Annotated in this window: 21 protein-coding genes; 13 read left to right on the top strand and 8 right to left on the bottom strand. The window is 70.6% G+C overall.

Annotated features, from left to right (window positions below):
* Positions 1–4 precede the first annotated feature (4 nt).
* Positions 5–1,102 (top strand): NAD(P)/FAD-dependent oxidoreductase, encoded by a 1,098-nt coding sequence (locus ACIBO1_RS07300; protein WP_396742250.1) that lies wholly within the window; start codon positions 5–7, stop codon positions 1,100–1,102.
* On the opposite strand, the gene ACIBO1_RS07305 is transcribed toward ACIBO1_RS07300, so the two are convergent.
* A complete protein-coding gene (locus ACIBO1_RS07305; protein WP_396742251.1) occupies positions 1,077–2,786 on the bottom strand; it encodes a sugar ABC transporter permease in 1,710 nt (569 codons plus the stop codon). The two genes, ACIBO1_RS07300 and ACIBO1_RS07305, sit on opposite strands and share 26 nt — an antisense overlap.
* 171 nt (positions 2,787–2,957) lie before the next feature.
* The gene (locus ACIBO1_RS07310) at positions 2,958–4,406 is read right to left on the bottom strand and encodes a thrombospondin type 3 repeat-containing protein (RefSeq protein WP_396742252.1); all 1,449 of its coding nucleotides are present in this window, start codon (positions 4,404–4,406) and stop codon (positions 2,958–2,960) included.
* Between the two features lie 131 nt (positions 4,407–4,537).
* Between ACIBO1_RS07310 and ACIBO1_RS07315 the strand changes: the two genes are divergently transcribed.
* A complete protein-coding gene (locus ACIBO1_RS07315) occupies positions 4,538–5,983 on the top strand; it encodes a LuxR C-terminal-related transcriptional regulator (protein WP_396742254.1) in 1,446 nt (481 codons plus the stop codon).
* Between the two features lie 150 nt (positions 5,984–6,133).
* Here ACIBO1_RS07315 and ACIBO1_RS07320 read toward each other — a convergent pair whose 3' ends face one another.
* The gene (locus ACIBO1_RS07320; RefSeq protein ID WP_396742256.1) at positions 6,134–7,081 is read right to left on the bottom strand and encodes an FAD-dependent oxidoreductase; all 948 of its coding nucleotides are present in this window, start codon (positions 7,079–7,081) and stop codon (positions 6,134–6,136) included.
* Between the two features lie 151 nt (positions 7,082–7,232).
* Here ACIBO1_RS07320 and ACIBO1_RS07325 point away from each other — a divergent pair, with 151 nt between their 5' ends.
* From ACIBO1_RS07325 to ACIBO1_RS07335, 3 genes are all read left to right on the top strand, one after another.
* Complete coding sequence (locus ACIBO1_RS07325; RefSeq protein ID WP_396742258.1) at positions 7,233–9,710, top strand: M14 family zinc carboxypeptidase; 2,478 nt, start codon at positions 7,233–7,235, stop codon at positions 9,708–9,710.
* Positions 9,711–9,946: 236 nt separating this feature from the next.
* Positions 9,947–10,480 carry a DUF1772 domain-containing protein gene (locus ACIBO1_RS07330; protein ID WP_396742260.1) on the top strand — a complete coding sequence of 178 codons (534 nt, stop codon included), beginning with the start codon at positions 9,947–9,949 and terminating at the stop codon, positions 10,478–10,480.
* A 117-nt stretch (positions 10,481–10,597) separates the two neighbouring features.
* The gene (locus ACIBO1_RS07335) at positions 10,598–11,389 is read left to right on the top strand and encodes a hypothetical protein (RefSeq protein ID WP_396742262.1); all 792 of its coding nucleotides are present in this window, start codon (positions 10,598–10,600) and stop codon (positions 11,387–11,389) included.
* A gap of 385 nt (positions 11,390–11,774) precedes the next feature.
* On the opposite strand, the gene ACIBO1_RS07340 is transcribed toward ACIBO1_RS07335, so the two are convergent.
* The 4 genes from ACIBO1_RS07340 to ACIBO1_RS07355 form a co-directional block, all read right to left on the bottom strand.
* Complete coding sequence (locus ACIBO1_RS07340) at positions 11,775–12,464, bottom strand: response regulator (RefSeq protein WP_396742483.1); 690 nt, start codon at positions 12,462–12,464, stop codon at positions 11,775–11,777.
* Positions 12,465–12,699: 235 nt separating this feature from the next.
* Complete coding sequence (locus ACIBO1_RS07345; protein WP_396742264.1) at positions 12,700–13,065, bottom strand: hypothetical protein; 366 nt, start codon at positions 13,063–13,065, stop codon at positions 12,700–12,702.
* A 318-nt stretch (positions 13,066–13,383) separates the two neighbouring features.
* Positions 13,384–14,478: a three-Cys-motif partner protein TcmP gene (locus ACIBO1_RS07350; protein ID WP_396742266.1), complete on the bottom strand. Its 1,095-nt coding sequence runs from the start codon at positions 14,476–14,478 to the stop codon at positions 13,384–13,386.
* Between the two features lie 104 nt (positions 14,479–14,582).
* Positions 14,583–15,347: a DUF5131 family protein gene (locus ACIBO1_RS07355; RefSeq protein WP_396742268.1), complete on the bottom strand. Its 765-nt coding sequence runs from the start codon at positions 15,345–15,347 to the stop codon at positions 14,583–14,585.
* A gap of 658 nt (positions 15,348–16,005) precedes the next feature.
* Here ACIBO1_RS07355 and ACIBO1_RS07360 point away from each other — a divergent pair.
* The 6 genes from ACIBO1_RS07360 to ACIBO1_RS07385 all read left to right on the top strand — a co-directional run bounded on the left by ACIBO1_RS07360 (position 16,006) and on the right by ACIBO1_RS07385 (position 22,756).
* Entirely contained in the window at positions 16,006–17,205 is a 1,200-nt protein-coding gene (locus ACIBO1_RS07360; RefSeq protein WP_396742270.1) for a helix-turn-helix domain-containing protein, read from the top strand.
* 396 nt (positions 17,206–17,601) lie between these two features.
* Positions 17,602–17,796, top strand: a complete 195-nt coding sequence (locus tag ACIBO1_RS07365) for a hypothetical protein (RefSeq protein ID WP_396742272.1) — start codon at positions 17,602–17,604, stop codon at positions 17,794–17,796.
* Positions 17,793–18,053, top strand: coding sequence for a hypothetical protein (locus tag ACIBO1_RS07370; RefSeq protein ID WP_396742274.1), 261 nt, complete (start codon positions 17,793–17,795; stop codon positions 18,051–18,053). Before ACIBO1_RS07365 ends, ACIBO1_RS07370 begins: the two co-directional genes overlap by 4 nt.
* Positions 18,054–18,180: 127 nt before the next feature.
* The gene (locus tag ACIBO1_RS07375; protein WP_396742276.1) at positions 18,181–19,377 is read left to right on the top strand and encodes a multiprotein-bridging factor 1 family protein; all 1,197 of its coding nucleotides are present in this window, start codon (positions 18,181–18,183) and stop codon (positions 19,375–19,377) included.
* Between the two features lie 977 nt (positions 19,378–20,354).
* Positions 20,355–21,950 carry a diguanylate cyclase gene (locus ACIBO1_RS07380; protein ID WP_396742278.1) on the top strand — a complete coding sequence of 532 codons (1,596 nt, stop codon included), beginning with the start codon at positions 20,355–20,357 and terminating at the stop codon, positions 21,948–21,950.
* A 275-nt stretch (positions 21,951–22,225) separates the two neighbouring features.
* Positions 22,226–22,756, top strand: coding sequence for a hypothetical protein (locus ACIBO1_RS07385; RefSeq protein WP_396742280.1), 531 nt, complete (start codon positions 22,226–22,228; stop codon positions 22,754–22,756).
* 3 nt (positions 22,757–22,759) lie between these two features.
* Here ACIBO1_RS07385 and ACIBO1_RS07390 read toward each other — a convergent pair whose 3' ends face one another.
* Positions 22,760–23,641 carry a LysR family transcriptional regulator gene (locus ACIBO1_RS07390; RefSeq protein ID WP_396742282.1) on the bottom strand — a complete coding sequence of 294 codons (882 nt, stop codon included), beginning with the start codon at positions 23,639–23,641 and terminating at the stop codon, positions 22,760–22,762.
* A gap of 68 nt (positions 23,642–23,709) precedes the next feature.
* Between ACIBO1_RS07390 and ACIBO1_RS07395 the strand changes: the two genes are divergently transcribed.
* Positions 23,710–24,612, top strand: a complete 903-nt coding sequence (locus ACIBO1_RS07395) for an EamA family transporter (protein ID WP_396742284.1) — start codon at positions 23,710–23,712, stop codon at positions 24,610–24,612.
* A gap of 97 nt (positions 24,613–24,709) precedes the next feature.
* Positions 24,710–26,854, top strand: coding sequence for an APC family permease (locus tag ACIBO1_RS07400; RefSeq protein WP_396742286.1), 2,145 nt, complete (start codon positions 24,710–24,712; stop codon positions 26,852–26,854).
* Positions 26,855–26,862: the final 8 nt, after the last annotated feature.

Genomic DNA, 26,862 nt, shown 5'->3' on the forward strand with positions numbered 1-26,862 from the left:
GAGCATGAAGGTTGTCGTGGTGGGCGCCGGATACGCCGGCACGCTCGCAGCGAATCGGCTGGCGAAGAAAGCACCCGAGGCACATGTCACCGTGGTCAACCCCCGGTCCGACTTCGTCGAGCGGGTACGGCTGCACCAGCAGCTTGCCGGCACCGGACGGGCCGCGACACCGCTGTCGGACATGTTGCGCGAGGGCATCCACTCGCGGCTGGCCATGGTGCGCAAGATCGGCGACGGCAGCGTGACCCTCGACCCGGGCAAGACCTTGGACTTCGACTACCTCGTCCTGGCCGTGGGCAGCACCACCCGCCCGCTGGCGGGCACGGTCCCGATCGGCACATGGGAGGGCGCGGAGCAGGCCCGTGCCGCACTGGCGAAACTGCCTGCGGGCAGCACGGTCACCGTCGTCGGTGCCGGTCTGACCGGCATCGAGACCGCTTCCGAGGTGGCCTGCGCCCGCTCCGACCTGCGGGTGCGGCTGGTCGGGCAGAGCCTGGCGCCGACCTTCTCGCCCGGGGCGCAGCGGCGGATCCACGCCGGTCTGGAGCGTCTGCACGTGTCGGTGCTGCGTGACACCGTGGAGGCTGTTCTCCCGGCTGCGGGTGAGGGGAGTGCGGGCACGGTGCGGCTGCGGTCCGGCGAGGAGTTCGGCTCGGACCTCACACTGTGGGCCGTGCTCGGTGCCGTTCCCGACCTCGCCGCCCGCAGCGGTCTACGCGTCGACGACGACGGGCGTGCCGTGGTCGACGCGTACCTCCGCAGCGTGAGCGACCCGCGTGTCTTTGTCGTCGGCGACTGCGCCTCGATCGCCGGCTCACGTCCGGCCTGCCAGACGGCCGGACCGCAGGGCGCACACGCGGCGGACACCCTGGTCCGACTGACGAAGGGCCGCGATCCCAAGCCCTACTCGCAGGGGTACACCGGAACAGCCCTGAGTATCGGGCGACGGGACGCGGTGATCCAGTTGACCCACCAGGACGACAGCCCCACCCGCTTCTACCTCACGAGCCGTCTCGCCGTGGTGGGCAAGGAGCTCGGGGCACGTACGGCGAAACACTGCGCCCGTACCGCTACCATCACGTGGCGGTCTGGTCCGGAGTGACCGACCGACCGACCCGGATCGCCAGCCGGTCGAGGTAGCGCACCTGGAGCACGACCAGCGCGATCAGGAACAGCAGCAGCATCGGCAGCGGGAGCAGCGCGCCGAGGGCCAGTTCGTCGGCGGGGATCCGGCCGGTGGTGCCCTGCGCCAGCGCCTCGACCGGTGCGGTCCGGGTGCTCGGGGTCTGTGCCACGATCCACGGCCACAGCAGTTGCCCGGAGCTGACCAGCCAGGTCACCAGACCGGCCAGCAGCACCATCGGTACGGCCGGGGCGAGCATGGTGCGGCCGAACCCGCCACCCGCCCGCCAGCGGGGCTCCAACCCACGGAACAGCAGCGTGAACAGGAACAGCGCGGGGATGCTGACCCAGCCGGGCGGGATCACCCCCAGGAAGGTGTTGACCTGGTCGAAGTCACGGGTACGCAGGTAGGACTCGACGGCGAGCGGCCCGGTGCCGACGAAGAGCCACGGCGCGAACGGCAGCAGGAGCAGTTCGCTGAACCGGCCCAGCGGGCGCAGCCCGCCGATGGCGAAGCCGCCGGCCACCGCGACGGTGATCGTGACCAGCGTCGCGACCAGCGTCGGCAGCCAGGTCCAGATGAGCATGTCGGACAGAGCGGCGCCCGGCACCGGTCCGAAGTCGTTGGTGAACCGGAGGCTGCGCCGCAGCCAGGGCCACGCCACCCACAGCATCAGGCCGACGGCGACCACACCCACCACGGCCAGCCCGATCCGGGCCGGCCCGCTGCCGCCGCCCGTCGGCCCGCTGCTTCCGCCCGTCGGGGCGTCCGGCGGGGTGGACGCCGGCCAGGTCGGTGCGGTGGTCGCTGCTGGCGTGGAGGGGGTGCGGCTGTCGGCGGCGTCGGCGAGCTCGATCCGGGCGCGGGTGACCAGCAGCAGCGTGGTCGCGGCCAGGCCCAGCACGGCCAGGACGGCGAGCAGCAGCACCGCCTCGGCAGAGCCACGGCCGAGGTCCATCCGGGCCAGGGACTGCACCACGATGGTCGTCAGCGGGAACGACGCGCGGTTGCTGGCGGCCAGCAGCGGTGCCACGAAGCTCTGCAACGTGGCCGCGACGATCCCGAGCACCAGCAGACCGGCCACGGTCGCCGCCGCGGGCAGCGCGTCGGCCGGGCGGCGACGGCCGCGCAGCGTGGCGAGGAAGGCGGTGGTGGCGACGGCGACGACCAGCCCGGCGCTGCCGACGGCGGTCAGTTCCACGAGCGTCGCGTACGGGCTTTCCACGGCCGCTCGGGGCTCGACGCGGTCGAGACGCCAGCCGAGCAGCAGCGCCACCGGGGCGTACCCGGCGACCGGCACGGCCAGCAGGGCACGGGCCGCGAGCCGGGGCCCGCGACCGGCCCGGTCGGCGAGCAGGGCCAGCAGCGGGGCGACCAGCAGGGCCAGCACGAGCGGCACGAGCGTCAACAGCAGCGCCATCCGGTACTCGCCGACGACGCCCTGCTCGAAGCGCTGTCGATAGTGCTCGGCGCCGACGTCGGTCGCTGGACCGAGCAGGTTGTCCCGGGTCGTCGACCGCGCGATCGCCAGCCCGGTGGGTAGCAGATAGGACCAGAGCAGGGCGAGGAAGGCGGGAAGCAGCAGCACGAGCCCGATGCCGACGCGGGCACCGGTGCCCAGTCGGTCGGAGGGCTTCGTCACGGAGAGTACCGGGCTGGTCATGGTGCTCCTCGCTTCGTCGGATCCCGGGCCGGGCCCGACGATAGGCGCAACGATCAAGCCGGGCCACCGGAGCGAAGATCTTTCGTCCGCACGGCCCACCAGCGATGCCGATGCGGCGGGGGAGCATGAGCAGGCCGGGCGCCGTCGGGTCGACGACGCCCGGCCAGTGGCTCAGCAGAGGCCGTTGCAACCGTCCGGGTTCGGCGGCGGGGCACCGATCCAGGGCTGGGAGAGGCCGGGTACGTGCTCCGGCTGCGCCCCGCTGATCCGGGGCTCGGAGAAGACCGTGTTGTACGCGTTGGCGGTGTCGTCGACGTAGATGATCCCGCTCAGCTTGTTCTCCGGGATGGTGCCGTTGGCGTACGGCGGCGTCCAGTTCCGGACCGGCGTGATGTTCGCACCGAGGAAGCGGGTGATGCCGTCGGCGCCGGTCAGCACCGAGATCACGTCGCCGGAGTAGTCGGGGTTGACGTACCCGTGGTCGCCCTCCTGGTCACCGTGGCCGCTGCCGTCGTCGCCCCCGTCGTCGCCGTGCTCGCCGCCGGTGTCGTCGTCGGAGTCGTAGTGGGTGTTGATGCCGTCGCCGCAGTTGCCGCTGTTGTCGCAGGTGGTGACGGTCTGGTTGCCGGAGCTGTGGGTCGAGCTGTTGAAGGTGACGCTCTCCACATGGACGGTGCCGGTCTTCTTCCCGTTCTGGTCATAGAGGTGCACGGTCGTCTCGGAGTGGGTGTCCGACTGGCCGTTCTTCGTGTGGCTCTTGGTGGTGGTCTCGCTGATCAGGCGGCCGTGCGGGTCGAAGACCATGACGGTCTGCTCGGTGTAGAGGTCGCCCGTCTCGCCGCGCTCCTCGTACTGGGTGAAGATGGTGTTGCCCTTGGAGTCGTCGGCGTTGACGTGCTGGCGCACCGACCCGCCCGGCACCAGGTCGACGTCGTCGCGCGACCCGTCGGCGTAGTGCAGCCGGTAGTCGGGGTCGCCGAACCACGGCTTCTCGGTCTTCACGACCCCGCCGTACGCGGCCGGGCTGTGCGTCGTCTCGCCCGGCTCGAACTCGACGAACATCGACTCGAACGGCGTGATCAGCGGATTGCCCTGCTCGCCGACGGCCTGCGACCGGGTGCCCCGGCCGATCGCCACGCCGTCGCGCTGCACCGAGAGCTTGAGCGCGTCGAACTGCTTGAGGTCGACGCCCAGCCGGGTGTAGGCGTCCTGCCGCACCGGAAGCGCGAAGACCCCCAGGCTGGGCAGGTTGGTGGTGGTCTCCCGGAGCTTGATCAGCTCCGCCGGGAACGCGATGAAGCTGCCCCGCCCGTACCCGAAGGACGGCAGCTTGTTCACCGAGGCCAGTTCCGCGGCGACCTCCAGGCTGGGCCGGCTCGCCGGGTCCCATGGGTCGGTGCCCGCCGCCACCTCGTCGGCGTCGCTGAAGCCGTCCTTGTCGCTGTCCACCACCCGCCAGGACAGGTAGCAGCCGGTCGGGTCGCAGATCCGGGCGTACGACAGCTTCTTGCGCGGCGGCTTGTCGGCGGAGGCGGCGGTGCTGCCGGCGGTCAACGCCAGCGGTATGGCGAGCAGCGGGGCGACGACCATCGCCACTCGCCTGCGGTTACGAAGGATCATGAGCGGTACCGTCGCACCCGCCGGGGCGCTCTCCAGTCGCTGAGTCGGCAATCAGTCGCCGGGTCGCGGCACCCTGGGGGGATCCCCAGCTAGGGTGTGGCTGCTGCGCTGGTACGACGAAGGTGACGGACGTGGACATCGACCGGTGCGGCCATCGGCCGGAGGACGCCGACCGACTGCTGGCCGCCGCCGATCGGGCCGCCGACCCCGTGACCGCCGCCCGGCTGGTGGCGGAGGCGTTCGTCGCGGTGTCCCGGACCGCCGACCCGACCGTCCTGCCGCCGATCGTCGCGCGGCTGGCGCGGCTGCGCACCCACCCACCCCGTCCCGAGATCGAGTTCCTGCACCACGCCGTCGGCTGCGCGGTGGGCGCCCGGACCGGGCGGCGGGTCGCCGTCCGGGAGACCGACGAGGCGTTGCGCCTGTTCACCACCGCCGGCCCGCACGACGATCCGCTCCTTCTGGAGTGCGCGATGATCGCCACGTTGAGCGCGCTGCGACCCGACCAGGTACGCCCGAGGTTCGCCGCCCTCGTCGAGCGCTGGGTGTCCGGCGAGGCGGCGACCGACCCCGCGCGGCGGGCCCGGTTCACCACCATGCTCGGGATGGGCGACGCGTGGTCCGGGGACCTGCTGCGCGGCCGGGCGACGCTGCGTCGCGCCCAGGCGTACGCGGTCGAGGCCGGACGGCTCGACCTCCAGGCCGAGATCGTGTCGTGGCTGGCCAAGTGCGAGGCGCTCTGCGGTGACCTGGCGCAGGCGCGGCGCTGTCTGGACGAGGCGCGGGTGCTGGCGGCCCGCTCGGGGTCGGCCTGGGTCGGGTTCCACATCGCCGAGTGCGCCGCCGCGCTGCACCTGGCCTCGGGCGACGTCGAGGCGTGGGTCGGTGTCGTGGGGCGGCTGGTCGCCTCGGCGGTCGGCAGCAGCTCCGGGCTCGTCTTCGAGCACCGGTGGGAACTCGCCACCCACCACGCGCTGGGCGGCGACGCCGAGGCCGCGCACGCCGTCCTCGCCGCCATCGCGGACCCGCCGCTGGACTGGCCGGGTGCGCCGGCCCTACCGGCCTGGCGGGCCTGGATCGCCGACCCGGCGGACCCGGCGGCGATGGGCTGGCTGGAACAGGCGCTCGCCGGGCTCAACCGGCCGGTGGAGCGGCTCTCCCGGGCCCGGCTGGCCTGGCTGCTCGGCGCCCAGCACGCGCGCCTCGGCCGGCGGGTCGACGCGATCCGGCTGCTCGAACTGGCCAGCAGCGAGTACGCGGCGACCGGTGCGGCGGGCCTGCTCGCCCGCGTCGCCGTGGACCTGGACGCGGTCACCACCGGTCCGGTCGGTATGCCGTGGCCGCCGACGGCGGGGCCGTCGACCGGGCGCGGCCGACCGGCCGGTGCCGAGGCGGAGGTCCGGCTGACCGCGATGGAGACCAGAGTGGCCGGTGCCGTCGCCGACGGACTGAGCAACCAGGAGGCGGCCCGGCGGCTGTCAGTGTCGGCCAAGACGGTCGAGTTCCACCTCGGCAACATTTATCGCAAGCTCGGCGTCCGTAACCGCACCGAACTCGCCCGGCACCTGTCGCGCTGAGCCGTGGCCGGGCCGCCGAGCTGAAAGGAAGGGTCCCCGGCTAACGCCTCGTGCATAGCAGGGGACCCCTTCTAACACCCGCGCGCCCCGGCCTGTGGGCCGCGCCGGCACCGCCCCGGGTCCCTGCCCGCCGGTGCCGGCGCGGCCCGGTCAGTCGAGTGCCGCCACCAGCTCGGCGACCTCGGCGGCGCAGCCGTAGGAGAGCGTCACCCCGGCGCCGCCGTGGCCGTAGCAGTGCACCACCGGGCCGTGCGCGGTCCGTTCGGTCTCCAGCCGGACGCTCGGTCGGGCGGGACGCAGCCCCACCCGGTGCGCGAGGACGCGGGCCGCGCCGAGCGCGGGAACGAGCGCCGTGCAGCGGGCCACGATCGCCTCCGCCGTCTCCGGGCGGGCGTGCCGTTCCTCGTCGCCCTCCTCGGCGGTGCCGCCGAGCAGCACGGTGTCCGTCCGGGGCACGACGTACCGCAGGTGTCCGGGGTCGGTCTGGTCGAGCAGCCACTCGTCCAGGCCGACCTGGGTGACCACGACGACCTGTCCGCGTACCGGGGTGAGGGAGGTGTCGCCGGTCAACTCGCGTGCGTCCAGGCCGGTGCAGTTCACCACGGTGTGCACGCCGTCGGTGAAGGCGTCGGCGAGGGCGGGAACCCGTCCGGGTCGGATCTCGACGCCCGCGCGCACCGACCGGTCCCGTAGCCAGGGCAGGTGCCGTGCCATGTCCACCACCGGCACGGTCAGCTCGTACCCGTCGACGTAGCCGGGCGGCAGCCGGTCGCCGCGTACCCGGTCCAGTGTGGGCACCGCGGCCCGCCACCACGGCTCGGCGGTGGGCCGGCGGAACAACTCCCGGCCCCGGCGCAGCCGGACGCCGGTCGCCGGGTCGTCGGCCAGCTTGCAGAGCACCCGGTAGGTGGTGGCCGACCAGCCGGTCACCCGGGCCCGGGGGTGGGCCCGGTAGGGGTACCAGAGTGCGGCGGCGACCGACGAGGTGGTCTGCTCACCCGTCCCGGCGGCGACCACGTCGACCCGGTGTCCGTCCTGCGCCAAGCGTAGGGCGCAGGTCAGGCCCACCACGCCCGCACCGACGACCCTGACCCTCATGCCTGGAGATCACACCACACCCTCGGCGGTCGTGGGAATCCTCAAGGTTTCCTCAACCGCGCAGCTCAAGATCTATCGACCTCCGTCGTCGCGACTAGTTTGACGGCAACCGATGGACGTGCGTGACACGCCACAAGCAGGAGGAGGGGAGATGCGACGCACACGACTGCGCCTCGCGCTCTTCGCGCTGCCCGCCCTGGTGGGCGGAGTACTCATGGCGGCGGCATCACCCGTGCCGGTGGGCGCGGTGCCCGCCGGCACGGGTGGTCCGGCCGACACCCATCTCGACGAACCCGACCACGTCGGCCACGTCCGCGTCCACATGACCGGCGCCGACATGCTGGACCGGGTGGCCGCCGCCGGGTTCGACATCGAGCACGGTCTGACCCGGGTGCCGGACGGCATCGAGGGCGAGGTGGCGGCGACCGCCGAGGAGCGCGCCGCGCTGGAGGCGATGGGTGTCCGGATCCTCGCCGACGACGAGGGCTTCGAGTGGAGCGACGAGGCCGACGGGGGCCTGCCGGGCGTCGCGGCCCGCACCCTGACGGCGGCCGGGCCCGACGGCACGGTCCGGATCGCCCGCGCCGACTGGTTCACCACCAAGGGCCAGGGTTTCCTGTACGTCGAGGCGCGCACCACGGAGGGCAACCAGACCACGCCGATCGTCGGGATGCAGGTGGAGAACGACTCGGGCAAGGGCACCGAGTTCGGCTTCGCCCGGACGATGAGCCGGTTCGTCGACTCCGGGCAGTACATGTTCCACCGGAACCTGTTCAAACTCGACACCCGCCCGGACCAGATCCGGGTGACCAGTTCGACCGGCGGTGTGGTCACCGGCCCGGTCTCGGACTGGTTGGAGGACGGCGCTCCGCCGCTGACGTCGAACCCCGGCTACCGGTCGGACTTCGTCGACGGCTACCGGCACCCGCAGCAGCTCTTCGCCCGGGCCAAGGAGATCGCCCGCGAGTACCCGCAGATCGCCGAGATCGTCTACCTGCCGCACCGCACCAACGGCTACCAGCGCAAGGCGCAGGCCACGATCGGCGGGACCGGACAGTCGGCGGTGGTGGTCAGCACGGCGGCGTGGGGGCACGAGGGCGGCAACGACGTCACCGTCGAGTTCGCGCACCAATCGGGGGAGAACCTTCCGCTCACCGTCGAGGTGACCGGCACGGCGGTCCGCGTCCTGCTGGGCACCGACGCCACCGGCGCGGCGGCGAGCACGGCCACCGAGGTGGCGCAGGCGTTGCGTACCCGGTCGCAGGGGCTGATCGACCGGGCGCACCCGTACCGCAGCAACGCCGGAACCGGCGTCGTGGCACCGACCACCGGCCCGGTGGCACTGACCGACTTCCTCGACCAGAAGCGGGTCGGCGCGCCGGAGGGTGAGGTGCCGCGCGGTCCGGCCACCATCCCGGTGCTGCGGATCGGCAAGCACCGCGACGGCCGCAACCCGGGCGTGCTGATCCAGGCGCAGGACCACGCCCGTGAGTGGGTGCCGCCGACGACCACGCTGGAGACGGCCGAACGTCTGGTGCACAACTACCGCACCGACAAGGAGACCAAGAAGATCGTCGACAACACCGACGTCTTCCTGATCCTCTCCAACAACCCGGACGGCGCGAACTACAGCTTCTACAACTTCGCCTCGCAGCGCCGCAACATGACCAACCACTGCGCGGACGACAACGCCGACCCGGCCCGCCGCAACGCCTGGGGCGTGGACCTGAACCGCAACTACCGGGTCGGTTCGGGCCACGACGGGTACGCGGGCGGCTCGACCAGTTGCGTCAGCGACACGTTCCAGGGACCGGAGAAGCTGTCCGAGCCCGAGTCGAAGAACGTCATCTGGCTGGTCGAGACGTACTCGAACATCAAGTTCATGATGTCCGTGCACTCCAACGGCGGCCAGTTGTTCTGGCAGCCCGGCGCGTACATCGCGAACGGGCGGATCACCACGCCCCGGCCGCCGCTGGGTGACGAGGCGTTCTACTGGCAGTCGGCGGCGCGGATCCTGTCGCAGGTGAAGGCGCACCGGGAGACCGTGGTGACGCCGCAGAACGTGGGCGGTTCCTCGGACGTCCTCTACTCCTCGGCGGGCAACGTCCGGGAGGACCTCTACCACACGTACGGCATCTACTCGTTCGGCTGGGAGGTCGGCGGCTCGATCTACAACCCTGCCACCGGCAACTGGCAGGGCGGCTCGTTCCAGCCGCCGTGGGTGGGCAACCCCGAGCTGGTCAGCGGGCACGCCGAGACGATGGAGTACGCCAACGGCATCATGGAGATGTTCCGGATCGCGGCGGACTGGGGCAAGGACAAGAAGAAGCCGACGTCCACGCTCGTGCCCGGCGGCGGCCGGTACGCGGGCCCGGTCGACGTCCGGTTCGAGACCAGCGAACCGGCCACCATCTACTACACGACCGACGGCAGCCGCCCCACCCTGGACTCGCCGCGCTACCAGGCGACCGAGTTCCGGGAGCCGGGTCAGGTGTTCCGCGTGACCGAGACGACCACGTTCCACTGGTTCTCGGTCGACACGGCGGGCAACGTCGAGAAGGGCTACGACCCGACGAAGAACGACAAGCGCAACAACTTCCGCAAGGCGACGGTCACCATCACCCGGTAGGCCGCGTCCGGTGACGACGCCTCGTCGGTGCGGGTCGCCCCGCGCCGACGAGGCGTCGTCGTGCGCGCGTCGACGCGGACCGTCGCCGCCGCGCGTCGGGAACACCGCGCCGGGTACGCCCACGGGCGACCCGGACCGCGCCTGCGGGCGGCAGACGGTGCGGGCCGCCGGACCCAGCATGGGAGACGACATCAGCGCGCCCGGTCCGGGCGCCGTCGCGCCAGGAGGTGCCCGTCGTGACCCGTACCCGACTGACCTGGATCGTGCTCGTCGCGCTCGTGTGGGCGGCGATGATGTCCTTCGGCGGCGTCGCCGCCGAGACGGTCATGCTCTATCCGAACATCTTCGACGACGCCCCGGCATCGCTGCTGCGCGCCCGCGAATTCCTGGTGGTCAGCGGTCCGAGCGACTACTTCCCGCCGCTGGGCGCCTCGGTGATCCTCGGCAGTCTCGCCGCCACGGCGCTCACCTGGCGCGAGCGGCGGCTGCGCTGGTGGGTGGCGTCCGCGACGGCGGTCTTCGTGGTCTGCGAGTTCCTCTTCTCGGCGGTCTTCTTCTGGCCGCGCAACGAGATCATGTTCGTGGACCCGGTGGGCACCCACTCGCCGGAGTACCTGCGTCAGGTCGCCGCCGAGTTCGTCGCCGGGCACTGGGTACGCCTCGTCGGCGGCGCGGTCACGGCGGCGCTGGCCTTCACCGCGCTGCTGCGTTTCGCCCGCGACACCGGCCGCGCGAGTAGTGACCACGGGGCGGTCCGGGCCGTCTCCTGACGTCCTGCGGGTAGGGATCGGCAGGTCAGCACCATGGCGGGCTCGACGGCACGTGCTAGGAAGTAGGCGTGAATCGTGATCGTCTTTCCGCCGTGCCGCCGGTCCCGGTGACGACGCATGGCTGAGCGCAGACTCCGGACCGGCCTCGCGTTCGTGCTCGGTCTGACCGTGTTGTCCGGGTGCGCCGTCAACAAGGGCAGCGCCCTGGCCGCCGACTTCGAGGCCGACTGGGCCGGTACGCCCGACGTGGCGACCATCCACGCCACCGAGGAGAACACCCTGCCCTTCTTCGGCACGTCGACCGGCACCCTGACCGTGCAGGAGGGCACCTCGGCCGACCGGGTCAGCGAGCTGGCGGGCGAACTGCGGCAGTACGTCGCCGGCCGCGACGACGTCACGGGCAAGATCAACGCCGCCGACATCACCTTCACCGTCGTCCCGGACAGCGCCCGCACCGACGAGGTGGTGTCGTTGTGGCGGTCGATGAGCACCGACCCCCAGGTGACGTCGGCCCACATCTCGCGCCCGTCCCGGGCCGACGTCAACCGGTGGCGGATCGTCGGCTCCGCGCCCAACGTGGTCGGCGCGATGGAACTCTTCGACGACCTGACCACCGGCGGCGGCCGACACGGCACGCTGACCGGCGTCACGACGGTGCTCATCGCCACCGACCGCACCGTCGAGCCGGCCGTCTCCGTGGAGACCGGTGCGGACGGGGCGGTCCCGGTGGAGGCGATCGCCGCGTTCCGGGCGGTCGTCGGCAGGTATCCGGTGGTCCGGGCAACCCTGCGGGTCGACCGGGTCAGCATCGTCCTGACGCGGCCCGAGGACAGGTCGGCCGCCGAGGAGGTGGCCCGGGCCCTGGCACCGAACCTCGGCACCGTCGAGGTAACCAGCCAGAACCGCTGAACCACGGCAGGCTGGCCCGAGGCGGTGACGGTTCACATCGGAGAGGTCACTGGTTCGATCCCATTGTTTTGCCGGGGCGTGCGCACTCCCTCGGGTCGTGAGGCTTCCGTAGGGCTTTGAGGATCATGTCAAGAATGCGGTTGTCAAGCATCAGCCGGGACAGCACAGTCGCAGCTGACAGTGCCTTGCCGAATTCGTTTCTTCAAGATCAAGGAGTCGGGTAAACGCGGCCCGGCCGCCGCACTCGGCCAGCTGGCGACTTCCGTCGGGATCGGCCAGCGCGACGGGCCACACGGAAGCAGGGTTCCTGAATCGGATATTGCATAACCTTAGTCTTCACATACGCAGCGGCCCGCCAGCACCGTGGGCGTGCAAATTCAGAGCATCAGGTCGCTTCTCCCTGGCTGGACTGCTTGATCGGTTCGGTGTGGCGCGCATCGGGACCCATCTCGTCGGGGTGGACGAGGCCATCCTCAATGGCTCGGGCCAACAGTGCCTTCTTGGTAGCAGCGGGGCGGCCGATGCGGGTGTACTTGATCCGGGCGCGGTCGATGTACTGCTTGACGGTGTGTTCGCTGACTTGCATGCGGCGTGCCACCGATGCCTTCGACATTGACTGGAACCAGAGCAGCAGGGCCTCGCGCTCTTTGGGGGATAGATCCGGCCGGTCGGGACTCTGGTCAGCGACGATCGCCCCAGCTAGGACGGGTGGCACGTAGGGCCGATCGTTGGCCGCTGTAAGTAGGGCTTGGACAAAGTGCTCGCGCGACTCATTCTTGCCAAGAAAGGCGATTGCGCCCGCGTCCAGCAGAGACAGGGCAGTAGCAGGGCTCGTGTCTTCCGAGTAGATCACCACTCGCGTACCTGCCCTACAGAGCTCGGCGACCTTGTCAATCACCAATCGGCCTCCCGACTGCAAGTCGAGTAGGATCACGTCGACCGATGACTGTCCATCGGCCAGCAAAGTCTCTAGGTCTGTGCTGGTCGAGAGCAGCGTCAGCCGAGGTTCGGCGGCAAGCCAGGAGCGGGCACCTTCAATCATCATCGGATGGTGATCAACGATGGCTACTCCGATGCGGGACCGTTGCGGTAGTTCCTCATCACGGGTCGGCGCTGGTGACTGTTCTGTCGGTCCTGTTGCCTCCTGCGGAGGAGCGGTCGGTCTTCTCCGCTGCGACGGCACCAGGGTATGCATAGTCGACTTGCTGCGATGATTTGCAATACGCCTGACTGGTTCGGGCGTTTCACGGCCGAGCTTGCGATCGAGAACGACGCGCAGCTGAGCGGCTGCCACATGCTCTGCGGTTATGTCACGCTGCTCGGTCATAGCGATGGCCGCCCTCACTGTTGCCCGAGAGGTCGCTTAAGAGTTCGTCGAGTACGCGACCTTGAAATACATCGATTAGCAGACACTCATCGCGCTTCGCCAAATCGGACTGTGCGAGCTTGGTCAGCAGCTTGAGCCCCGTGACCCGCTTCACCGGAGCATCATCCAATGCGAGTTCTGCTGCCCAGGTGAAGCGCCGCCACCATTCCTCCCGACGCCCTGCTAACTCCCGCTGTTCAGTCGCCCGATCAGACCCATGTACGGAGAGTCTGATTCCGATCAAGGCACCGACCGCCGTCATCAAGCCGACCACGACCGACATGCCGGCCTGCAACCAGGTATTCACCATCTCGTCCTGAGCTTTTGGGGGTTGGAGATAGGATGCTACTGCCATAGGTGGTGGACTGACAGACCGCTAGTGGCCTATTGCCTGCCGTTACGATCGCGTGGGTGGTCGGCGGTCGTCGTGGCCACTGCGATCGCTGCCGCGCTGGCTTCGCCGACTTGCCATCGGAAAACCGTGCTCCAGGCGCGCGGAGCCGCCGAGGGGGCGAGCCGCCACCGACCAAACGGCCGGAGGCGAAAGCCGCGCCAGTCGCGCCTTCCCCCAAGGTCGACGCATCGCCACACCAGTTGACTTTAGGCAAAGCCAAAAGATCACAAGACGCTACACGGCAGATGTCCTGACCAGCGAGACGACGGAGGTGCGCCGAAGCGCTCCGCCGCCTTCAATACTCAGAGCGCCTCGGTCTACCAGTGGCTTCAGCGCTCTGATCACATGCTCCGGTCGGTACACCGTTTCTAAAAGAGCGAATTGGCGCAGATCTTCGACACGGACTGACCCGCTGGTCCGTAGCCGTTGAGTGAGTAATCGAGTGAGTGGTCCGAGTTGTGGCTCATCGATGTCGAACAGCGTCTCGGCCTGCTCGTCGCGAGGATCGCGGAAGCCGACGCCTTGGGCGCGGTCCACCTCCCAGAGGCTGTCCTTCATCTTTTGCACGCCGAGGCGATGGCCGGTGCCGAAGATCAGGTAGAGTGGTTGTCCCTTTCGGGGGATCAGTTCGAAGTCCAGAAGGTAGGGAAAACCTGCTGCGCGGAGTGCTTGCCGGTAGCAGGTGAGGATGTGCCGGCTCTTCGCTTCTGGTGCCAGGTTTGCCACGGTTCGCCAGGTGGGGTCGCCGCCGAATACCGCGTCGCCGGCTTCGCCGAGGTCGCTGACGAAGCGGACGAAGTGCTGTGGAAATAGGGTGACGATGACCTCGCTGGAGATGTTGCCGGCCAGGCGCCGCAGGAGGCGGTACGGCACCGGAGCGTTACCCCAGGAGTCGAGGTTCGCGAAGATCGGCTGTCCCCATGCGCGCATCTCGTCGAGGGTGGCCTCCAGATGCGTGGCGCAGGTGCCCTTAACGATCTTTACGGGCATGGCAGCGTCGGTGCGCGGCCGTTCAGGGAACGCCTTCGTGAGGGTAGTCCCTAGCATGTCGACGCAGCGCTCGTCGTCGTCGATGAAGGCAAAGCGGGCGACGCCCTTGGTCTTGGGCACCTTGGTGACGAGCGCTTTCATCGCGATGACCGGAGAGCCAGGCTCACCGCCCTTGTAGATCCCGGGACCGGAGAAACCCTCGGAGTAGGTGACCGACGGGTAGGCGTTCGAGCCGGCAAGGAGGATCGGGAACCATCGTTCCAGGTAACGCTGGTAGATGTCGTGTTTAGCGCCTGTGTGTGGAGCGCATTCCCATGGCACTTCACCCTTGACCGGCATCGCACCCCCCGCCTACCGAGTGTTAGCAGTCAGTTTCGCATCGTCGATCCCCTGAGGGAACCCTTCAACTTGGCTGAGCTCAATGGACGGGCGGCTCCCGGCCGTCACTTTGTAGGCACGGCGGCATGGACGAGGCGAGCAGGCATCTCGGAGTGCTCCCGCCCATCCAGTTCGCGGCCACCAGCCTTTGGACTGCGACCTCCCCACTGCTTGAAGAAGAACGCTGTTCCCGCAGCGCTGCACCGGTCCCGAAGATCTCGGACCCACTGCGGGTCGACGGGGCGATGGTTCGGCCCGGACTCGCCGCCGGCGATAAGCCAGTCGACCCCGGCTAGGTTCAAGTCTGTGAGCGGTCCGAGTAGCGGCTCCGCCGAGACGAACCGGACGGCAGCCGGAACCTGCCGCAGGTCGTCAACACGCGCCAACTCCGTTGCATCCTCCACACTCACCCCAATCCATACATTTGGGGTCCACTCCAACTGCGGCGCCACCTTCGCCAACCTGGCCGCTCGCTTGGTCAGCAGCTGGTAGGTGTGCTGCGGCGTCTCCCGCATCACCTCAAACACCCGCTGCACGAACGGCAACGGCACCCGAGCATGAAAGAGGTCAGACATCGAGTTCACGAATACGACCCGGGGGTCACGCCAATGTCGGGGGATGTCCAGCGCGGATTCGTGAACAGCAACCCCGAAGCCAGGCCCGGAGGTTCGCGGGTCGCCGTCGGTCTGATACTTGGCCGAGCCCATGGCTTTCAGCCGCTTTGACAGCGCGAGCGCGTAACAGTTGTCGCAGCCCCGGGAGATTCGATCACACCCCGTGGTGGGATTCCACGTCGCCTCTGTCCACTCGATGGAACTGTGGTCCGCCACCACATCACCTCCCCGCCAGACCATCCTGTCGAACGTTCGTACGATGCGGAAGGGGATCTTTGAACATCATTTCTGAGTCGGCCGCCCTCGGTTTCGCGTCACCCCGTACAACGGCCTTTGGCGTCCAGGGACGCTGGCAGTGGCAGATGAGCTCAGTGCGAGACGGGACATCCCGGCCGGACATCTTATGACGAATCAGGATGGTGAGCTGAGCGATTCGTCGGTTCGACCTCGCACCGGCAGGCGCAGATGACCTCATCGTGGGTCATCCAGAATCACCAGACATCGATCCAGGCTAGATGGGGCAGCGGTAGGAGTCCTGGCAGGAGACTGTCCGATACCACCCGACCAGCTCTGCGACGTGCCGGGACGTTGAGCCGAAACGGCAGTTCAACGGCATCGAGCGGGACCGGCTGGAGCGGCAGATGCTGGCCGTTACCGAGGCTCGTCGGACGGAGCGCCCTGAACTTACAAGGGAGAGGTCGCAGCAGCCCTCGGCCCAGAGGTGTGCCGAAGGTCGGAAGCGCTCGCCGGGCGGTCGCGGTGCCAACCGTCGTGGTGGGGCGCGTCTGGGCGATGGACGGGGGTACCGTCGACTGTGGTGGTCCGCCGGTGTAGTGACTGGTGGGCCGCTGCCCAGACCGCTACCTGGGAGACGATGATGAGCGATTCCGCGACCTTCGGTGCGCGCCTTCGGATGTATCGCGAGCGTGCGGGGAAGACTCGGCCCGTTCTCGGCGGTCTGGTCGGGCGTAGCGCGGAGTGGGTCAAGGCTCTGGAGAATGGGCGGCTGCTGCCGCCACGCCTGCCCATGTTGCTGCGGCTGGCCGAGGTGCTCGACATTTCCGATCTTGCGGATCTGACCGGTGATCAGTCGTTGCCGGTGGCGTCGGTGACCAGGGCGGGGCATTCCGAGGTCGGCAAGGTGGCGGCGGTAATGCAGCGGGCGTCGGTGCCGGTGGGCGCGGTGACGCCGGTTGTCGTGATGCGTGATCTGGTGGATCAGGCGTGGGCCTTGTGGCATCGGTCGACGACCGAGCGTTCGGCGGTGGCGGCGGTGCTTCCCGGGTTGCTGACGGATGCGCAGCGGAGTGCCCGGATGCTCGATGGCGGGGACCGTCGGCTGGCGTTCGTGGAGTTGGCGCGGGTGTATCACCTGGTGCAGTTGTACCTGGCGCACCAGCCGTTGCCGGAGTTGGTGTGGCTGGCTGCCGACCGGGCGATGTCGGCTGCCCAGGACGCTGACGACCCGGCGGCGATGGCGGTGGCGGCCTGGTACTACGCGCACGTCTATCGGGGTGCGAACCAGATGGATGCCGCCGAGCAGGTGCTGGTCGAGGCGGCAGGTCTGGTCGATCCGGCGGCGGGTGGTGAGCAGTTGGCGCGGTGGGGGCAGGTGCAGCTCGGCATCGCGCTGGGACACAGCAAGGCTGGCCGGGCCGGTCGGGCGTGGCGGGCGTGGGATGCCGCCGACTCGGCCACGAGCCGGCTCGGCGGTGGGTACGTCCATCCGTGGCTGATGTTCGGATCGGCGGCGTGTGCGGCGTACGCGGTCACCATCGAGACGGACCTGTGTCGCACGGGGGAGGCGGTGCGGAGGGCCGACGCCACCGACTACCGAGCGTTGCCTTCGCAGACTCGCCGGGCTGCCGCGCTGATTGATGCCGCTCGGGCGCACATGTTGGACCGTGGGGAGGTCGCGGCGGTCCACCTGCTCGGCCGGGCGCTGCGGGAGAGCGTCGACACGGTGCGCCACAACCCGTACGCCCGCACTGTCGCCCTGGAACTGTCGAACCGGCCGGGCACGGTCGGCGAGGACGCCCGAGAGTTGGCCCTCGCCATCGGCATGATCGGGTAACCCTCCCTCAGGTACAAACTCTCCCTCCCGCAGCCGATGACCGCTCGTAGCGTTCCCGTCACTGGCGGCGGCGAGCCTGTGCCTGCCTGAGACCCGATAGGGTCGGACGGAGTCTCGTCGCCGCTTCCTGTTTCGCGATCGAGGGGGCGAGTCTGTGGCGACCTGGTCTGAACTGCGCGCGTTGATGCGGTGGGTGTTTCGGCGGCCTCAGCCGCCGCCACCGCCCGGGACCGGGCAGCGCTATCAGGACGTCGAGCAGGCGGCGGCGCAGCAGCGTCTCCTCGACCACGCGAGGCAACTGCGGCGCTGCCAGGGCGATCACGAATCAGCCAGCACACGCCGACCGGACAGCATCCGGTGACCCGACGCGTGGACACATCGTCCGGCCAGCCAACCGTGAGCACCCGGCGCGTGTCGTATGACGAGTACATCTCGGCCACCGCGTTGACCCTCGCCCGGCGGCATCGGCCGGTGTGGTCCTGGCAGCACTGGCGGCGGATCTGCAACTGTGGTGCCGACCTGCCGTGCCGAGCCCGACACCGGATACCGATCAACCGAGGACACTGGCCGCAGGCGGAGGACCAGCGGTGACCAGCCACGGTCCGGTCATGCCGATCTGGAGCTGCGGGGGCTGTGACCTGCCATGGCCGTGTCCGACGCGGCGGCGTGAACTGCGCGCGGAGTACGCGGATGCGCCGGTGTCGCTGGCCCTCTACCTCGGGGCCTACCTCGTCCAGGCCGCCGAGGACATGCCCTGGGCACCCGCCGGCACCCTGCACCGCCGCTTCATCGGCTGGACCAGACAGCTGCCGGAAGCACAGCAGCGAACTACAGGTCGCGGACGCTGACGGACCCCGCCGGACGGACGCCCAGAACTTGCAAGCGAAGGGTCATCGACGTGCGACATGTCGGGGTACCGTCCGACGAGGTGGTGGCCGTTGAGGTCGCCTGGCCTCTTGAGCTTGGAGCGGCACTATGGCCTCGTCCGTCGACCCGCGCTTCGGTTTAGTCCTGCGTGAGTTTCGGGAGCGGCGCGGTCTGTCGCTTCGTTCCCTCGGGCAACTCGCCCATCGGAGTAAGAGCCATCTGCACGAGTTGGAGGCGGGGCTCAAGGCTCCGACGGTCGACACGGCTCGTCACCTGGACCGCGTTCTCGACGCGGGGGGTGTGCTTGCTCGCTTGGTGGAGGCACCGATCGACCATGCGGCTGAGGCTGGCGAGTTGCGGGCGAGAGTCGCCGCCAGTGATGTCAGCGGAGACGTGCTCGATCGGATCGAGCAGGGCGTCGACGATCTTGCCAGTTCCTATCCGACGATGGCCCCGGCGGATCTTCTGCCGTTGGTGCGGCGGCATGTCGCCTATGTCGGGCGGTTGTTGGACGGGCGGGTCACGCTTGCTCAGCAGCGACGGCTGTTGGTTGCCGGTGGCTGGTTGGCGGTGCTGCGGGCGACCGTACACATCGACCTCCGGCAGCGGGCCGCTGCGGCTGCCCACTTGCGAGCCGCCCGTGATCTCGCCGAACACGCTGAGCATGGCGAGATCCAGGCATGGTGTCTCGAAACCCGAGCCTGGGACGTGCTGACTCAAGGTGACTACCGGACGGCACTTGATCTTTCCCGGCAGGCACAGCGGATCGCTCCGAAGGGGAGTTCTGCCCGCATCCAGGCGACTGCTCAGGAGGCTCGTGCGTGGGCTCGGATCGGGGATGTCGGTGCGACCCGGCGAGCGTTGGACCGGGTGGAGCGGCTGACGGCGAATCTGCCTGTTCCTGAGCGAGCCGAGCACCACTATCGCTACGACCCGGCCAAGGCCGCCGCGTACACGGCCACGACTTTGGCGTGGGCGGGTGACCCCGGTGCCGAGCAGATAGCGCGGGCGGTGCTGGCCGTTCTGGATCCGTCCGGCGATGGGGGAGCGCGACCTCGCCGGTCCGCGTCGGCCCGTCTCGACCTTGGTCTTGCCCTGGTCGCTGCCGGTCAGCCGGATGAGGCGGCGGCTCTGGGTGCACAGGCGGTGGCGTCCGGACGGGTGGTGCCGTCGAACTGGTGGCGGGCCGCGGAGTTGCTGGCGAAGGTGGAGCAGTCGGGGGCGCCAGAGGCGGCGACGTTGCGTGAGGCGTGCATCGAGTACGCACCTGGGCGGCGGCCATCAGCGGACAGCACACGTAGTTAGCGGACGCTCACCCTCTGGCTCGGTGAGCGTGCCTGGCGTGACGCTGGACCTCACTGAAACCGGGCGCGGACGAGGCACATCAGCAGGTGCCCTCCATGCCCTGAGGACGGAGGGCCGGCCACATGACGGTGAATGTTCGACTCCTGCGGAGCGTTGTCAGCCGGTACTTCCCGTTGTCGCCGTCGGCGGCTCCCGGCATCGGAGAACGCATCCAGGCGATGGAGCAGGAGGCCGCCCGACGACGGTTGTTGGATCTCGCGCGAGGCATACCACCGCACCCGGCGTCGGGCGGGAATGCCTTGTGGTCGAACCGGCGCATCTCGTACGACGAGTATCTGGCGGCCACGGCTCTGACCCTCGCCCGCCGGCATCGGCCGGTCTGGTGTTGGCGGCGATGGCGGCGGGTCTGCCGGTGCGGAGTCGACTTGCCCTGCCAGGCCCAGCACCGAATCCCGATCGAGCGCGGCCACTGGCCCGGGAACGGTGAGCGGTGACCAGCGGCGCAGAGCTTGCGATCCAGGCGGATCACCTTCGAGGACGCGACGGCTGGTTTCTGGGCGGTGTGCGGTGACCAGTCACGGTCCGGTGATGCCGATCTGGAGCTGCGGCGGCTGTGACCTGCCGTGGCCGTGTCCGACGCGGCGGCGGGAACTGCGCGCGGAGTACGCGGACGCGCCGGTGTCTCTGGCCCTCTACCTCGGGGCCTACCTCGTCCAGGCCGCCGAGGACATGCCCTGGGCACCCGCCGGCACCCTGCACCGCCGCTTCGTCGGGTGGACCAGACAGCCGCCAGACGTACAACAGCGAAGTACAGCGACCGTGCCAACCGAAACCCAACACCGCCAGACCGGATGACCTCGTACGACACCCGATTCGACCGGCCTGCCGTGATTGCACACCGAACGGCGGCGGATCGTGATGGCGGATTCATGTCGTAACATCGTCCTGTTTCTTTCCTGGGCGGTGCGGAGGACCGCATGGACGATGTGACCCTCCGGGCGCTGCGACTCGTCGAGGAGGCCCAGACCGGCGCCGCCGCCCCGGCGTTGGCGACCGCCGAGACGACGCTGCGCGAGGCCACCGGGGAGATCGCCGACGGACCGGCGGCGCTGCACTTCGCCCGGGTCGTGGCGTTGACCCGGCTCGGTGAGCTGCGGGCCGCCGTGGCCGCCGCCGACCTGATGCTGGCCGCTGCGGACCGCGAGGGCAGCGCCGGATGGCGGTCGTGCGCGCTGTCGCTGCGTGCCACCCGGCGGCTGCGCGTCGGTGACAAGGACATCTCCGAGTACGACGTGGAGACGGTGCTGCGGGACCTGGTCAGTGCCGAGACCGCCCTGCTCGTCGACGAACCCGACCCGGTGATCATGGGTAACGCGCACACCGGGATCGCCATCGGCTACGCCCAACTGCGGCTCTACGAGTTGGCCGCGCCGCAGTTCGAGGCGGCCTACGAGACGACGCGACACCCGGACTACCCGGACAACGGCAACCGGGCCATGTGGCTGTGCAACCTCGCCGAACTCAACCTGCTGTGGGCGCTGGAGTTGTACCAGGTGGGCCAGGTCGCGGTGGCGGAGCGGCACACCACCACCGCCGAGGCGCACGCGACCCGCGCGGCCACCGAGGCGTCCGGCCCCCAGGCGCGGGTGTGGCGGCTGCTGGCGCTGCTCTATGCCGCCTGCGCCCGCGCCGACCGCCAGGACCCGGCCGGCGCGGCGGCCGACATTCCCCGGTACGCGGCCCTGCTGGAGGACTCCGGTCTGCGACAACACCAGGAACTGCTGCTGTGTCGACCGTTTCACGCCGTCGCGTTGCGCCGCTCGGGGCGACCGGGTGAGGCGCTACGGGTCATCGAGCAGGCGGTCTCCGCCCTGCCGGTCGAGACCGACTGGCTGATCTCGGCGGCCCTGCACCGGACGCATGCGGTGCTGCTGACCATCAACGGGTCGTCGGACGCCGTACCGGGGCTCACCTACGGTGACGCGCTCGCCGAACTGCTCTGGCGGCAACGGCACCGTTGGCTGCACACGGCGATGACCATGCAGTCGTACGACCTGTTGCGCTGGCAGCACGAACAGGCCGAACGGGCGGCGCAGACCGACCCGCTCACCGGTGTCGCCAACCGTCGGGGACTCGACGTCTTCCTGCGGACCCTGGCCGCCTCCGGCACCCCCGCCGACCGGCCGGTGGCGGTGCTGGCGGTGGACATCGACCGGTTCAAGCACATCAACGACTCGCTGGGCCACGCGGCCGGTGACGAGGTGCTGCGGGCCGTCGCGCAGGTGCTCACCGCCAGCGTCCGCAAGGGCGACTTCGTGGCCCGGCTCGGCGGTGACGAGTTCGTCGCGATCCTGCCCGACGCCGACACCGCCGACGGCACGAAGGTCGCCCGGCGGGCGGTGGACGCGGTGGCCGGGATGGCGGTGTGGCGCGCCCGGGTTAGCGTCGGTGTGGCCAGCGGACCGGCGTACTCCGTCGGCGACGCCCTCACCCAGGCCGACCGTGCCATGTACGCGGCGAAACGCGCGGGCGGCAACCAGGCGACCTTCCGCCCGGCGGTCGTCGAGCAGTGATCCGCGAACCCTTGGTCGACGGCGGCGACTACCGTGTGTGCGACACTCGGCGACAGAGGAGGACCACGTGAAGCCCTGGCACCTCACCGCTGTGGTGATCACCGTGGCGCTGCTCGGATTCGTCGTCTGGGGCGTCATCGCGTTCCTTCAGGGTCGACGCGGCGGTCCGTCGGACCGGTGACGCCGGGCCGGTCGCCGTCTGGGGACCGGGCGGCCGGTGTGCTGACGCCGGGCCGCCGGTGCGGCGCGTCGGTCGCTGCGGCTACCCTGCGGCGGTGGCTGTCGACGCGGAACGGTTGGCGGCGTCGTTGGCGGTCCGGCTCGACGCGGTCACCTTCACCGACCTGACCGTCGACCAGGTCACCGCCCGGCTGATCGACGAGGTCGTGCACTGGGCGGGGGAGCGGGGCTGGCGGGTCTATCGGCGCGCGCCCAGCGTGGTGCCGTTGCCGCCGCCGATGTCGGACCGGCAGTCGGTCCTGGACGTGGCGTGTGCCCGCCCGGACGGGCCGCCGGTCGTCGTCGAGGTCGACCACGGCACCCGACGGCGTACCTGGGACAAGCTGCTCGCCGAGGCCGACGCCGGGCGCGTACCGCTGTGGGTGCGGTGGGGTGCCGGCCGGTTCACCGCGCCGCCGCCGCCGATCCTGATGGTGACCTGCGAGGTGTCCGGGCGGACGGACCCGACCGGCGGGCGTCTGCACAGCCGGCTGCCGCGTACCGACATGCGTCCACCGGCGCACTCCGCCACGCCGGTCGGGGAGGCGTCCCCCGTCGAGCTGCCGCTCCCGCCGCCCGGCTCCTGAGGGCTATCCGGCCTGCTCCGCTGCGGGTCGGCCGCTGCGGTACGCCTCGCACGCGAGAGTGACCAACTCGGTGAGGTGGGCCGGCGGGTCGTCCTTCCACCAGGCCAACCAGACCGGGATCGGCGGGGTGTCGCGGACGGCCCGGTACGCCACCCCGGGGCGGGGATTCTGGTTGGCGGTGGCCTCCGAGGTGATACCGACCGCCTGACCGGCCGCGATCAGGGTGAGCCACTCGTCGACGCTGTGCGTGGTGCGGATGGTGCCGGGTGCCGCACCCGGTGGGAACAGGGCGGGGGTGGTGGTGCCGGTGCGGCTGTCGATGGCGAACGGGTACCGGATCAGGTCGGTGACGCGTACCGACCGTCGTCGGGCCAGCGGGTTGTCGGTGGCCATGGCGGCGTAGCGGGACTCCGTCCCGAGCAGGGCGCTGTCGAAGCGGGGGTCGGTGAGCTGCCGCCGGACCACGGCGACGTCGGCGGTGCCCTCGCTGAGCCCGGCGGTCGGGGTGTTGCAGTGCACGAACATCAACGGCACCTGCGGGTGGGCGGCGGCCCAGGCGCGTTGCAGCCGTCGGGTGTGCTTGCCCAACGCCGCCCAGGCGTAACCGAAGCGCAGCTCGGCGCGGGACTCCTCGACGATCCGGTGCAGGTGGGCGACGTCGTCGAGGACCCGGCGCGCGGCGGCGAGGACGCGGGTGCCGGTGCCGGTGAGCGAGACGTGCCGGGTGGTCCGTTGGAGCAGCCGGGCGCCGAGCGTGGCCTCCAGCGCGCCGATCGACCGGGAGACGGCCGCCTGGGAGACCCCCAGGACCCCCGCCGCGTCGGTGAACGTCCCGGCGTCGACGACCGCGACCAGTGTACGGAGCTGACGTAACTGCACATCCATACGCTCAGCGTATAGGTGACGCGGTCGATGCATTTCCGGTATGAGTCGGGGCGTTCGACACTGCCCTCATGACGGTACGGACAGTGGAGCGCGACGACGTCACCCCGAGCGACGGTCGGCCGGCCGATGTCGGCCGAGGGCCGCTGGTGCGGGGGATCGCCACGATGACCGCCAGCGCGGCGAGCAACCAGGTCGGGGCGGCCCTGGGGGCGCACGCCTTCGGTGCCATCGGGCCCGCCGGGGTGGTGGCCGTGCGGCAACTCGTCGCGGCGGCGGTGCTGCTGCCGACCGTACGCCCCGACCTGCGTCGCTTCACCTGGGCGCAGTGGTGGCCGACCCTGCTGCTCGGGGTGGTCTTCGCCGCGATGAACCTCAGCCTCTACAGCGCGGTCGACCGGATCGGTCTCGGCCTGGCCGTCACCCTGGAGTTCCTCGGCCCGCTCGCCGTCGCGCTGGCCGGCTCCCGGACCCGCCGCGACCTGCTCTGCGCCCTCGGCGCCTGCCTCGGCGTCTACGTGCTGGTCCTGCCGGGCCCGACCAGCGACCTCGTCGGGGTGGCGCTGGGTCTGCTCGCGGCGGCGTGCTGGGCGTCGTACATCCTGCTCAACCGGCTGGTCGGGGCCCGGCTGCCGGGGTTGCAGGCCCCGGCGGCGGCGAGCCTGGTCTCCGCCCTGCTCGCCCTGCCGGTCGCGATCACCCTGCTCGCCCAGGGACGACTGGTCGGCACCGCGCTGCTGTTCGCCGTGGCCGCCGGTGTCCTCGCCTCGGTGGTGCCGTACGCCGCCGACCTCGTGGCGCTGCGCACCGTGCCGGCCCGGTTCTTCGGCGTCTTCATGAGCATCCACCCGGTGCTGGCGGCGCTCGCCGGTCTGCTGCTGCTCGGCCAGGTGCTCCAACCGCACGAGTGGCTCGGCATCGCCATGGTCGTCACGGCCAACGCGGTGGCCGTCCGGTCCGCCACCACCGGCTGACACCACGAGCCGGTGTCGCTTCCGCCGATCGGCGTTGCCCGCACGGTGTTCCTGGAATGGTCGACGGTGCGGGCAGCGGGCACGAGGCGGAGGCACGGTGGGCAGGTCGGGGCAGGACCCGGAGCAGGCAGCGGGGTCGGCGACCTTCAGCCCCTCCGCCGAACTGCCGCCGCTCTCCCCGGCCGACCTCGACGTGCTGCGGCGACTCGGCGCGCGGTGGCGGGTCGACGACACCGTACGGGCGCTGCCGGTGGACCCGCAGGCGGACGAGGTGCGGACCGCCGAGGGCGCGGGCCGACACCGGGTGCTGTTCGTGCCGGACGAGGCGGGTCGGCTGACCGCCACCCCCACCGCCGAACGGCAGGACACCGTGGAGGGGCGAGCACTCGGCCGCCTGCGTCGACTGCTGCTCGGGCCGCCGCTGACCAGCGGGGCGATCCTGCGCGAGCGGATGCCGAAGTTCCTCGCGCTGCCGGTGCTCGCCTCCGACCTGCTCTCCTCGGTCGCGTACGGGCCGGAGGCGATGCTGACCGTGCTGGTCCTCGCCGGCAGCGGCGCCCTGGGGCTGTCGTTGCCGATCGCGGCGGGACTGGTCGTGCTGATGCTCGCGGTCGGCACGTCGTACCGGCAGACCGTGTACGCGTACCCGCACGGCGCCGGGTCGTACCTGGTGGCCAGCGACACCCTCGGGCCGCGCGCGGGCCTGGGCGCGGCGGCCGGTCTCGTCCTCGACTACGTGCTCACGGTCGCGGTGTCGGTGTCCGCCGGTGCCGCCGCGATCACCTCGGCGCTGCCCGCCCTCGCGCCGTACAGCGTGCCGTTCGCGCTGGTCGTCATCGGCCTGCTGCTGACCGGCAACCTGCGCGGCATCCGGGTCGCCGGCAACGTGTTCGCCGCGCCGACGTACTTCTTCCTGGTCGCCGTGCTCGGGCTGATCGCCGTCGGTCTCGTACGCGCCGCCGCCGACGGGTTCACCGTCGTCGCCCCGCCGCCGACGCCGGCCGTGGAGGGGCTCGGGCTGCTCCTGGTGCTGCGGGCCTTCGCGTCCGGCGCGACGTCGATGACCGGCATCGAGGCGGTCTCCAACGCGGTGCCGGTCTTCCGCCCGACCGAGTGGCGCAACGCTCGTACCGTGCTCACCTGGATGGTCGGCATCCTGATCGCGATCTTCGTCGGTCTGGTGGTGCTGTTCCACCTCAACGGCCTGACGCCCCGTGCCGACCAGACGCTGCTGTCCCAACTGGCCCGGCACACCTTCCCCACCGGCCCCTGGTACGCGCTCGTCCAGGCCGCCACCGCCCTCGTGCTGCTCCTGGCCGCGAACACCGCCTTCAACGACCTGCCGCGACTGCTGTACTTCATGGCCCGCGACGGCTACGTCCCGCGCCGTTTCCTGCACCTGGGGGACCGGCTGGCGTTGAGCAACGGGCTGATCGCGCTCGCGGTGGCCGCCGCGGTGCTGCTCGTCGCGTTCGGCGGTCGGACCCACTCGCTGATCCCGCTCTACGCGGTCGGTGTCTTCCTCGCCTTCACGCTCTCCCAGACCGGGATGGTCCGCCACTGGCAGCGGCACCGTGAGCCGGGCTGGCGGCGGCGCGCCACCCTGAACGGCGTCGGCGCGACGCTGTCGGCGCTGGTGCTGGTGACCGCCGCGGTCACGAAGTTCACCGAGGGCGCCTGGGTGGTGGTGCTGGCCGTACCGCTGCTGGTCCTTCTGTTCCGCCGGGTCCGCCGCCACTACGACCACGTCCAGCAGGCCCTCGGCCTGCACTCGGTGGCGCAGACCGACGGCGCGGGCCCGGCCGGGGACGTACCACCGCCGATCGTCCCGCAGCAGGTCCGGCACCTGTTCCTGGTCCCGGTGGCCCGGCTCAACCAGGCGGCCCTGCGTACCCTCGCCTACGTCGGCTCGCTCGGCCAACCGGCGCTCGCCCTGCACGTCAGCCCGGAGCGGGTCGAGGCGGACCGGTTCCGCGCGGAGTGGGCCACCTGGGGCGACCACGTCCCGCTGGAGACGATCCTCTCGCCGCACCGCGTGATCATCCCGCCGCTGGCCGGGTACGTCAGCGCGCTGCGGCGCAGCCGTCCGGACCTGACCCTCACCGTGGTGGTGCCCGACGTGATCGTGGAGCACCCCTGGCAGCGGCTGCTGCACTACCGCACCGAGCAGCGCCTGCGCCGGGCCCTGCGCCGGCACCCCGGCATCGTGGTGACCAGCATGCCCACCCACCTGACCCGCTGAGCCATCGA

It is taken from the genome of Micromonospora sp. NPDC049903 (assembly GCF_044460945.1).
Classification (GTDB): domain Bacteria; phylum Actinomycetota; class Actinomycetes; order Mycobacteriales; family Micromonosporaceae; genus Micromonospora.